The following is a 9995-nucleotide window of genomic DNA, read 5'->3' as shown; positions in this document are numbered from 1 at the left end:
TTATATTATGAATATTTTTGTTTTAATTAATCAATATAAGCTTGAGGGGTTTATTAAATACGCACTCTTGTTTTTTTTATTTTTATCAATTGTTTTAGGAAATCAAACAGCACAGATTGAATTTTTAGGCTTAAGAGAGTCGCAATGGGTTATTTTGATTTTGTTTCCTCTTGCTTTCTATTTAGTACTCAGAAAAGAACTGTATAAAGATTTTGTTGTTCAGATATTATTGGTATTTATTATTTTGGGTTTGTTTCAGGCATATAGAGCCTATGAGAGCATTGTTCCGTTAAAATTTTGGTTAGCTGCTTCAGGACTTTATTTGTACCCATTATTTTTCTTGATAAGTTTAGTAGCTTTCGATAAAAAAGATATAAAGTTGATTTTTAATACGATTTGGTTTTCAACATTAATTGGGATCACGTTATTTGTTGGGGAGTATTTTTATAGGACTGGTCAATTGCCTTTTCTGGTACGAACTTCATCAGATATGCTTCCAGTAATTTCGGCAGGATTAATAGCTTCTCTAATATATTGTTTAAGAATTAGTTTGAATAAATATTTGATCACATTGATTCCTTTACTCCTTTTTTCGGCTTTGATGTTTGTAAAAGGGGCTATGTTAGCAATAATAGCAACTTTGCTTTTTACACTATTTCGTCGTTTCTTAGGAATGGCGGTATTGTTTTCTGTAATTGTTGCAGCTTCCGTTGTATGGTTTATGACACTTCATATTGAAGAATATATTGTTTACGCCAATCAAGGAGATATATTTTGGTATAACGTCGTAACAAGGTTGTTAGTGTGGCAGGATTACTTCAAAGACTTTCTTTATTTTCCATCAAATTTTATTTTTGGTAGTGGTATTACGCCTTTTTTTTCAACCTCAATATATGAAAAATTAACGTTATCTTTATTTTCGGACTGCAGTGGAGTAATTCACTTTAATCCCCACAACTCTTATTTGTTAATGATTCATTTCTCTGGGGTATTGTCCCTTGCTTTATTTTTTATTTTTATTTTTAAAGTGCTTTCATTAAAATCCATAGTAATGGATAAGCAACTAAGTTTACTGATACCTCTCACTGTATTTTTTTTGATGCTCGCTATGACGACTCCTGTGTTTGAGTTGCATTATATGGCACCAATATTTTGGGTGTTGCTTGGCGCCGTTTATCGATATAGGCAATCAAATTAGTATATTTAATTTTGTTAAAAGGATATAAAGTTGATCAATATTATTTTATGTGGCGGGTCAGGAACCCGGTTATGGCCATTGAGCAGAACAATGTTGCCAAAACAATTTGTTCGTCTGTTTGATGGCTATTCTCTTTTTCAGGATACGGTCATTCGAAATCAATCCGTTTGCCGCCATTCTTTTGTGATCTCCAATACCGAACAGTATTTTTTGGCCGTTGATCAATTAAGTCAAATTTCATCGCTGCCTTCTCGTTTCTTGCTTGAGCCAGAGGGAAGGAATACAGCGCCAGCAATTGCTTTGGCGTGCTTAGCTTTGGATGAAGATGATTTGGTATTTGTCACCACCTCTGACCATTTGGTTAAGGATCAGAATGCATATGAAAATGCCGTGATTAAAGCAAAAAGTTTAGCTGAGCAAGGAAATTTAGTGACTTTTGGTATTCAACCTACCTATCCTGAAACAGGGTTTGGTTATATTGAAGCTTCTGGTAATGATGTTCTTTCATTTAAGGAGAAACCGAGCGTCAAGCTAGCTCGTTCATATCTTGAGGCAGGAAATTATTATTGGAATTCGGGTATGTTTTGCTTTAAAGCCGGTGTTTTTTTAGCGGAACTGCAACAGCATTCTCCAGAAATTTATGAGGCATCGTTGCGGGCTATGCGGTCTGCCAAAGAGGGGTGTGCTTCACAGGATGACAAGGTCATCAAAATTGATTTGGACGCTATGCAGTCCATTCCTGAAGACAGTATTGACTATGCCGTGATGGAAAAGTCAGATATGGTTAAAGTCGTTCCTTGTGATATGGGATGGTCAGATCTGGGTAGCTTTGATGCCTTGTATGATGAGGTAAAAGACGACTCGAATGAAAATGCGGTATTGCCTAGAATAGATAAGTCACCGGTGCCTATTTGTATTGACTCGAAAAACAACCTTTTGGTGACGAGAGATCGTCAATTGGCACTGGTTGATGTAGAAGATTTGCTGGTTGTTGATACTTCGGATGCGATACTGATTTCCAAAAAGGGTAGTTCTCAAAAGGTCAAGCAAGTCGTTTCCATGATCAAGAAACAATCTCCTGAGTTGGCTGAAATTCATCGTTTAGCGCATCGTCCATGGGGAACTTATGAGGTATTGATTGATTCTGAGCAGTATAAGGTTAAAAGAATTGTTGTGAAGCCCGGAAGTAAGCTTTCTTTACAAAAGCATTTCCATCGAAATGAACATTGGATTGTGGTTTCGGGAACCGCTACAGTCACGGTTGATTCAAATGTTTTTTTGGTTCGAGCAAATGAATCAACCTATATTCAGATGGGCCAAGTTCATCGTCTGGAAAATCAAGGGAAAATTGACTTGGTAATGATTGAAGTCCAGGTCGGAGAATACACCGGTGAAGATGATATTGTTAGAATAGAAGATATTTACGGTCGTTAATTCGGTTTTTGTTGTGTTGAGATTTTATAGGCCAGCTTTGCTGGCTTTTTTATGGAAGAGTTATGAAAAATTTATCATGTTTTAAAGCTTATGATATTCGAGGCAAGGTGCCGGAAGAGTTAAGTGAAGAGTTGGCTTACAAAATCGGTCGTGCGTTTGTGGCAGAGTTGAATGCTAAATCCGTCGTGGTGGGGTATGACATCCGCCTGGAAAGTGAGGGGTTGGCTGAGGCATTAAAGTGTGGGTTGACAGAGGGTGGTGCCGAGGTTTTGGATATTGATCTGTGCGGAACTGAAGAAGTGTATTTTGCCACTTTTCATCATGAAACAGATGGTGGTATTATGATTACCGCTAGCCATAACCCTAAGGGCTATAATGGCATGAAATTAGTGGCTGCAGGTTCAAAGCCCATTTCTGGAGATACAGGCTTAAAAGAAATTGAGCGCCGAGTGATTGAAGAAGATTTTAAACACTCTGATAGTGCGCAAAATCAGCCAGGCTTGGTTATTTCTGAAACTGATAAGTCTGCTTATATTGATCATTTACTTTCTTACGTTGATTTGTCGAAATTAAAGCCACTGAGAATTGTCATGGATGCAGGTAATGGTTCTGCAGGCGCGGTGATAAAGCAAATTGCTGAAAAGTTCCCCTTTAAGTGCTTTTTTGTAAATGAGGCGCCTGATGGGCACTTTCCTAATGGAGTGCCAAACCCTCTGCTTCCAGAAAATAGAAGCACAACCTCTGATGCTGTAAAACAACACCAAGCTGACTTTGGTATTGCTTGGGATGGTGATTTTGATCGTTGTTTTTTGTTCGATGAAAACGGTGATTTTATTGAAGGCTATTATCTGGTTGGACTACTGGCTGAAACACTTTTGGCAAAACACCCTGGAGAAAAAGTCATTCATGACCCTCGTTTGACATGGAATACAATTGACCAGGTTCAAAAAGCCGGAGGGATTCCGGTTCAATCCAAAACAGGCCATGCGTTTATCAAAGAGCGTATGCGATTGGAGGATGCTATTTATGGTGGGGAGATGTCAGCACACCATTATTTTAAAAAGTTTGCGTATTGTGATTCAGGAATGATTCCATGGTTGTTGATTGCAGAACTAATGAGCAAAACCGGAAAGCCGTTATCTTCTTTAATAAGCGAACGAATGGAAGCTTATCCATGTAGTGGTGAGATTAATTACACTGTCAATGATGTGTCTGCAGTATTAGAAAAAGTTATGGCACATTTTGCTTCGCAAAACCCACGAATAGATAAAACCGACGGTGTGAGCTTAGAATTTGATGATTGGCGTATGAATATTCGCGCCTCTAACACTGAACCCTTATTGCGTTTGAATATAGAAAGTCGTGGAGATAATGGTTTAGTTTGGGGGAAGGTTAAAGAGATAGAAACTTTAATTAATTAATTTTTAGGTTTTAAACACGCTTACTTTTTAGTAAGCGTTTTTGTTTATAAATCCTTTAAAAACTGTTAATACAATAATCTTAGTATCTAACCAAAGTGACCAGTTATTAATGTAATGTAGGTCGTATTCTACACGTTTTTCCATTTTTTCTAGAGTATCTGTTTCACCGCGCCATCCATTAATTTGCGCCCAGCCGGTAATGCCAGGTTTAACTAAGTGGCGCTGCATGTATTTAGGGATAAGCTGGCGATATTCTTCGTTATGTGCTATGGCATGTGGTCTTGGCCCGACAATACTCATCTTTCCTTGTAGCACATTTATAAACTGAGGTAGTTCATCTAAGCTTGTACGCCTTAAAAATCCACCAAGTGGTGTAATACGTATATCATTTTTCGTGGCCTGGTTAACTACGGGGCCGTTATCTTGAGTCGTCATTGAACGAAATTTATAAACTTTGATTTCTTCACCATTAAGGCCGTAGCGTTTTTGTTTAAATATGATTGGGCCTGTAGACGTTAGTTTTATCGTGATGGCAATACTGAGAAGTACTGGGCTGATGAGTATTAAGATGATAAAAGATAATATTACATCTTCAGAGCGTTTTAATATGCGAGCTGTTGTGCTACTTAATGGCGTATCAAAAACGCTGACAATAGGAATACCCTTTAAATCAGTCCATTTCGCATGCATTAAGTCAAATGTGAATAAATCAGGAATGAATTTAACGATGATCGCGCTGTCTGTAAGCTGGTTGAGTAATTGTTTAATTCTGCTCTCCGCTCTTAATGGCAGGCATATATAAAGCTCATCAAAACGCCCTTGCTGACTGGCTTTGAAAATTTCACTTGATGTCCCGAGTATGGGAAGGTTGTCAATTTTTTGGTTTGTTAGATTTGGGTTATCATCATAGAATCCAATGATCTGGTAACCGAGCCATGGATTGCTGTTAACAACTTGGGCAAGATGTTGACCTACCTTACCTGCACCAACAATGGCAATTTTACGATTATTGAAGCCTTTTGTTCGGAAATATATCAGTGCGATTCTAATTAAAAAACGGTAACCAATAAGGCTCACGAGTGTCAGCGTCGCCCAAATGAGTAGAACACCTCTAGAAAAATTTTCAGAATCTTTTAGAAGAAAGGCAAGGATGATTAAGAAGGCCCAGGTAATAATCCAAGCTTTAATAATGAGTTGTATGCTGTTAAAAATGGGGCGGCCACGCCAGTTTTGATAAATGCCGACCATTTGTGCCGCCGTTACAAAAATAAGCCCTCCGAGCATGCCTAACACAATGTAACGATCATGCCAGGGCACCTCATAAAGCAGCAAGCTTAAAGATAGGATTAAAAAAGGGAGGATTAAATCTGTTACACGATGAATCCAGACAAAACCGGATTGGTCAGGTTTGATGCTTTCAATCATTTTTTTGAGCTTTCGTTTCAATTAATTCTGCGTATTATAACGAAAAAGTATTGTTAATTAAGATTAAAAATAACAAAGCCTTTAGGGAAAAGAGATGGATGAAAGCCAGGCCTGCCCTGTGTGTCAACCGGCGGTTGATAAATTGAAGACTGGATTCATTAAGGGAATTAAAGCAGGTTTGTAATCCCCTCGAAAAATAACCGAGGTCAAAAGTAGAATTTTCTCGTAAACTACACGCAGGAGATTCTGCATTATGAAAAAGTTAGCAAGTTAGTCCGAAAAGTGTGGAAGTTAGATGTTTGGACAGTTCATTATGACGTTTAACTCGATAAAGTGTGATTTGAAACGGTTTGTTAAACAAGGTTTGATATGAAAATTCTTTTTTCCGGTTCCAATGCCTTTTGTAAGTGGTTTGGAAATGACATTGAACGCTATCCCAGTTTCAATGCTAGTCAAGTAGGGCGCAGGCCGTTGACTTCGGATGATGAGCGTATGTGTTGGCAGTGTCAGTATTATGAGCTTGGAAAATATTTTGGAAGTGGTGACAGAGGGCATTGTGTGATTGCGGTGGAAGCGAATACACGCATGACGGTTTTTATCCCGGTCTTTTCGGCGGATAAGGCGGACTTTGAAGTGCACTTTACTCAGTCTCTAGCCGAAGCGGTGGAGCACATGCTGGCCACAGACCCCAAAAGACGGTTCGAGAAAATGGCGTTTTTAGCCCAGCTGGAACAACTCGATCAACGCTTGGAAAGCTTTGAGTGGGTGCGGAACACCGACATGAGTGTGAATGGTCATGTGGCGGATGCCGAGCAATGGCTCAGTCAAGAATACAGAGAAGCTGGCAGCTTGATAAAGACGGATTTAGCCGGTCTGCAATTGCACTTGAACACCTTGCCTAAACGCATCAAAATCAGCGACCAGCCTAAACGTCATAAAAAGGTCATTCCCGATTTAGATTTTATCGATTATTGGGCGCGACAATTTTCAGAGTCGTTTTCGGAAGGCATTTCAAATACCTTGAATGACATACCTGTGCCTGAAGCAGGTTCACCCGCTGACGCTTCTAATGTGATTTGTATGAAAACCTTTAAGCAACGAAAGTCTTTAGATAATTAAAGGTAGCCTGTTTTTAAAGGGCTAAACGGGCTTTGCTGATTTTTTTGGGAAAGCGTTAATAAGTTTTGCGCCCGTTGAACGGGTTTTTTCTTTGAATGCCCGTCGTAAAAATACCCAGGCCTGGCCGTTTTTCGGTATACTTTTGATCAGAACAATGATTCGTAATTTTGATAAATAAAAGAGTTTAAGATTTATGGAAAAACAGCCAGTACGCCCGCATTTTGAAGAAAATGCTTCGATGGAGGATGAAATTGATTTATTTGAGCTTTGGAATGGTTTGGTTGAAGAGAAATGGACGGTTTTCTTGTCTTTTTTTGTCGTGGTCGCTTTGGGCGCCATTTATGCTTTTTCGGTGACACCGGTTTATAAAGCAACCAGTTATTTATTGCCGCCTACGAAAGAAGATGTGTTGCCGATGAATGAATTGAGTATTCTATTAAACGCTAACGCTAACGCTAACGCTAACGCTAACGCTTATACGGTTAAAGATGTGTTTGACGCATTTAAAACCAATTTGGAATCTCGGCAAAATTTAACAAAATTGTTTGATCAGCATGATTTAATTCAATTATATGAACCTGATTATGAAAAACTTTCTGAAAAAGAACAAATTAAAGCCTACAAAGATGCGTTTGATGAATTTGTTCAAAACTTTTCTGTGACGCCTTTTAATAAAGAATCGGATTTGGGTGGTTTCTCTGTAAGTTTAGCGTTACCTTTGCCAGAACAAGAGGTAGCAAAAAGAGTAAACGAATTAGTCACAATGGCTCAAAAAAAGACTGTTCAACAGCTTTATACTCAAATCCATGTAGAAAAAGTTACAAGGGAGCGTCAATTAAAACAAAAAATCGACAGTGCGCGCCAGGTGGAATTAGACCGTCGTTTGGATAAATTGGCGCAGTTAAACGAAGCCATTGCCATCACGCAAAGTCTGAATATCCAAAAGCCGATTTCCAAGGGACCGAGTTTGAATATTAATAATGTCAATAGCGCTGAGTCTCAGAGCTTTCCGTTATATATGCTGGGTTCAGATTTATTGATGGCAGAAAAGAAGGTGCTTGAAGCTCGGAAGAATGATGATCCGTTTATTGAAAATTTACGTGCTTGGCAGCAAAGCTTACAACAGTTGCAAAACTTAAAAATTGCCAAGGATGAGTTTGGTGTGGTCCGGATTGATGCGGTGGCGACTTATGCCGATAAAGTCAAACCTAAAAAAGCGTTAATTCTGGCCGTTTCCGGTGTGCTGGGGTTGATGTTGGGTGTGTTTATTGCACTGATTCGTCGTGCCATCAAAAACAGAAAAGCGACGTTAGCGGCCAGTTAGTCTAAAGGGTCGGGAAGTGAAAAGGAGGCATAGGCCTCCTTTTTTGTTTCAAGCGTGTCGGTTTTAGCTAACAAATTGAAATTATTTTCTTTTTCCGAATGTTTGTAGTAGTATCGTTTTTTGTGTTTAAGAAAAAATACTTATTTTGAGTATTCTTGAACCGTGTCTTTATTAAGACGATAGCGAAAACACTACATTTAAAATATTAGAAAAGGATACTTTCATGATTAAGTTAGTTGCACTTATGTTTGGTTTGTTTTTGTCGGTCAGTGTGTTGGCGGCGCCGGTGAATGTGAATAACGCGTCAGCTGAAGAAATGGCGGCTTCACTGAGTGGTGTTGGTCAAGTGAAAGCGGAAGCCATTGTGACGTACCGTAAAGCGCATGTCGATTTTAAAACGGTTGAGTCATTAGGCCAGGTAAAAGGCATTGGCGCTAAGACGATTGCCAAGAATAAAAAAGATATTTTATTGTCTGATCCAAAATAATCCATATGCGAATTTGTCATTGTAAAAGGGGGCTTTGCCTCCTTTTTGCGTTTATAGGATTCAATTTCTTTAGCTCATTGGCAGGTGCCGGTCCGCCCAAAATGCTGTTGTTGCAAACGTATCAGGAAAACCAAGCGGTGATCGGTTGGTGGATGAGTGAGAAGCTGGATGGCGTTCGAGCTAAGTGGAATGGAAAGACATTAATTTCCAGAGGAGGGCATGAGATTCAAGCGCCGAGTTGGTTTGTTGAAGACTTTCCGCCGTTTGAATTAGATGGAGAGCTATGGACGAAGCGACAAGATTTTGAAAATGTAGTCTCCATTGTTCGGCAACAACAACCGGATGATCGGTGGCATGCTGTTTCCTATCAAGTTTTTGAGGTGCCGAATCAAGCTGGCAATTTGATGGATCGTTTGGCTGTGCTAAAAGATTATTTGGTGGAACATTCATTGCCGCATGTGAAGATTATTCCGCAAACACGTATTAGAAGTGAGGCACATTTAAAAGCGGAATTTGAGCGGCTGACTGCCATGGGGGCGGAAGGGCTGGTTTTACGAGCGCCGAATCGGTTGCATGAAACCGGGCGAAGTGATCAAGCTTTGAAAATGAAAGCTTATGAAGATGATGAGTGTCTGGTGGTGGGGTATAAACCGGGAAAAGGTAAAATTACCGGGTTGGTTGGTGTTTTACGGTGTGATTGGCAGGGCAAGATGCGATTGTCGATTGGCTCTGGTTTAAGTTTGCAGGAAAGAAAGCATCCTCCTAAAATCGGACAATGGATTACGTTTAAGTACTATGGTCTGACGGGGTCTGGAAAACCACGCTTTCCTGTTTTTATGCGAATTCGGTTAGATCAGGGGTTGTGATGAGCTCGAATGTTTTACGCTGGTTAAAGATGCCGGATCTAGTCCGGCATGACGTGGATTTTGTTATTCTCGTTCACGCATGTCACTCCTGTTCCCACATGTCATTCCGGCCCCTGGTCATTCTGGTCTCCACACGTCATTCCGGTGCAGGCCGGAATCTCTTAAGGTGTGCATAGTCGGTTAGAGATGCCGGATCAAGTCCGGCATGACGGGGTTATTATTCTAATGTACATACGTCACTCATGCCTCTATTCGTCATTCTAGCTCCCACACGTCATTCCGGCGAAAGCCGGAATCTTTTATAATTTAAAAGCTTGATTAGCGAGGTTTTTTGATGAAGCAGCCCGCTGTTTATATTTTGACAAACCAATCAAATAAGGTTTTATATGTTGGCGTCACTTCGAATTTGTCCCAACGAGTTTACCAACATAAAAATCATTTAATTGAAGGTTTTACTAAGAAGTATAACGTTGATAAATTGGTTTATTTTGAAATTCATCAAGAAATGGTAAGTGCTATCGCACGAGAGAAGCAATTAAAAAACTGGCGTAGAGAATGGAAGGATGATTTGATTTCTGGAATCAACTCAAATTGGCAAGATTTATGGAATGAAATTATTTAGGTCAGACATAAGTTCAGCATAAAGTTGTTGTTGAAGATAGAGATGCCGGATCAAGTCCGGCATGACAAGGGTGTACGTCACCGGCGCCTACGTCATTCC

Annotated in this window: 9 protein-coding genes; 8 read left to right on the top strand and 1 reads right to left on the bottom strand. The window is 39.6% G+C overall.

Going from position 1 to position 9995, the window contains the following annotated elements; genetic code table 11:
- Positions 1–7: 7 nt before the first annotated feature.
- The 3 genes from P8629_RS04395 (at position 8) to P8629_RS04385 (ending at position 4053) form a co-directional block, all read left to right on the top strand.
- The gene (locus P8629_RS04395; RefSeq protein WP_278164831.1) at positions 8–1198 is read left to right on the top strand and encodes a hypothetical protein; all 1191 of its coding nucleotides are present in this window, start codon (positions 8–10) and stop codon (positions 1196–1198) included.
- Positions 1199–1228: 30 nt separating this feature from the next.
- Positions 1229–2632, top strand: a complete 1404-nt coding sequence (locus P8629_RS04390) for a mannose-1-phosphate guanylyltransferase/mannose-6-phosphate isomerase (protein WP_278164830.1) — start codon at positions 1229–1231, stop codon at positions 2630–2632.
- Positions 2633–2694: 62 nt separating this feature from the next.
- The gene (locus P8629_RS04385; RefSeq protein ID WP_278164829.1) at positions 2695–4053 is read left to right on the top strand and encodes a phosphomannomutase; all 1359 of its coding nucleotides are present in this window, start codon (positions 2695–2697) and stop codon (positions 4051–4053) included.
- Between the two features lie 27 nt (positions 4054–4080).
- Here P8629_RS04385 and P8629_RS04380 read toward each other — a convergent pair whose 3' ends face one another.
- Complete coding sequence (locus P8629_RS04380) at positions 4081–5478, bottom strand: undecaprenyl-phosphate glucose phosphotransferase (RefSeq protein WP_278164827.1); 1398 nt, start codon at positions 5476–5478, stop codon at positions 4081–4083.
- Between the two features lie 369 nt (positions 5479–5847).
- Here P8629_RS04380 and P8629_RS04375 point away from each other — a divergent pair, with 369 nt between their 5' ends.
- From P8629_RS04375 to P8629_RS04355, 5 genes are all read left to right on the top strand, one after another.
- A complete protein-coding gene (locus P8629_RS04375; protein ID WP_278164825.1) occupies positions 5848–6597 on the top strand; it encodes a hypothetical protein in 750 nt (249 codons plus the stop codon).
- Positions 6598–6790: 193 nt separating this feature from the next.
- Complete coding sequence (locus tag P8629_RS04370; protein ID WP_278164823.1) at positions 6791–7921, top strand: LPS O-antigen chain length determinant protein WzzB; 1131 nt, start codon at positions 6791–6793, stop codon at positions 7919–7921.
- A 223-nt stretch (positions 7922–8144) separates the two neighbouring features.
- Positions 8145–8408, top strand: a complete 264-nt coding sequence (locus P8629_RS04365; protein ID WP_278164821.1) for a ComEA family DNA-binding protein — start codon at positions 8145–8147, stop codon at positions 8406–8408.
- A 5-nt stretch (positions 8409–8413) separates the two neighbouring features.
- A complete protein-coding gene (locus P8629_RS04360) occupies positions 8414–9274 on the top strand; it encodes a DNA ligase (RefSeq protein ID WP_278164819.1) in 861 nt (286 codons plus the stop codon).
- A gap of 334 nt (positions 9275–9608) precedes the next feature.
- The gene (locus P8629_RS04355) at positions 9609–9896 is read left to right on the top strand and encodes a GIY-YIG nuclease family protein (protein ID WP_278164817.1); all 288 of its coding nucleotides are present in this window, start codon (positions 9609–9611) and stop codon (positions 9894–9896) included.
- Positions 9897–9995: the final 99 nt, after the last annotated feature.

The sequence above is a fragment of the Hydrogenovibrio sp. 3SP14C1 genome (assembly GCF_029625905.1).
Lineage (GTDB): Bacteria > Pseudomonadota > Gammaproteobacteria > Thiomicrospirales > Thiomicrospiraceae > Hydrogenovibrio.
The sequence above is the reverse complement of the archived record's forward strand: the minus strand, read 5'-3'. Positions and strand labels throughout refer to the sequence as shown.